Origin of the sequence: Mycobacterium sp. E1747, from assembly GCF_001667775.1 — a bacterium.
In the GTDB taxonomy this organism is placed as follows: Bacteria; Actinomycetota; Actinomycetes; order Mycobacteriales; family Mycobacteriaceae; genus Mycobacterium.
In genome coordinates, this window is sequence record NZ_LZJI01000136.1 from 1 (window position 1) to 871 (window position 871).

Here is an 871-nt window from a genome sequence, read left to right on the forward strand (position 1 = left end):
GGAGAACAAGCCGTCCAATCCCAGCGACCCGCACGACGGGGCGTACACGGCGGCGCGGCTGGCCCGCGACGAGGGCGTGCCCATTTCGACGATCTCGTTCGGCACCAAGACCGGCGAGATCGAGATGGACGGGCAGCGCGTCGCCGTCCCGGTCTCGACGGACCACATGAAGACCATCGCCAAGCTGTCCGGCGGGCAGTCCTACACCGCCAGCAACATCGCCGAGCTCAACAAGAGCTACAACGCCATCGAGAAGGACATCGGTTATCGGACCGTGCCGGGGCCGGGCAGCGCCGGGTGGCTGCGCCTGGGCGTGATCACCGCCTTGATCGCGACGGCGCTGGCGCTGCTGATCAACCGGCGGCTGCCGGTCTGATCGCTCAGGAGGGCAGCCGGCGATTCAGGAACAGCCCGGCCAGGATCGCACCGGCCAACGCGACCGCGCCCAGCAGCATCCAGGCCAGGCTGGCGTCGCCCTTGACGGTCTCGTAGCCGATCTGGCGCTGCAGGGTCGAGTAGACGTTCTTCAGCGATTCCAGGCTGTCGGCGTGGAACGCCTGGCCGTCGGTGATCTCGCAGATCTTCTGCAGCGTCTGGTCGTCGACGGGAACCGGGATCGTGGCGCCCTCGTATTCGACGGTGCCGTACGGCGTCCCGAAGGAGATGGTCGAGATCTGCACGCCCGCGGCCTTGGCGGCCCGGGCGGCGGTGAACGCCCCCTGCGGGGCGTTGGCGTCCAGCGGCACATTCTCCGCGCCGTCGGATTCCAGCACGATGCGGGCCGGGGGCGGGGTGTCGCCGCCCGTGATGGCCAGGGCGCTAACCGCGTGCAGGGCGGTGAAGATGGCCTCGCCGGTTGCCGTGCGGGCGG

General features: G+C 69.7%; 2 pseudogenes. One reads left to right on the forward strand and one right to left on the reverse strand.

The annotated features are described in order from the left end of the window. Positions 1–376: pseudogene (locus tag A5695_RS13405) on the forward strand (hypothetical protein); the annotation flags it as partial. 4 nt (positions 377–380) lie between these two features. On the opposite strand, the pseudogene A5695_RS13410 reads toward A5695_RS13405, so the two are convergent. After that, a pseudogene (locus tag A5695_RS13410) lies at positions 381–871 on the reverse strand (hypothetical protein); the annotation flags it as partial.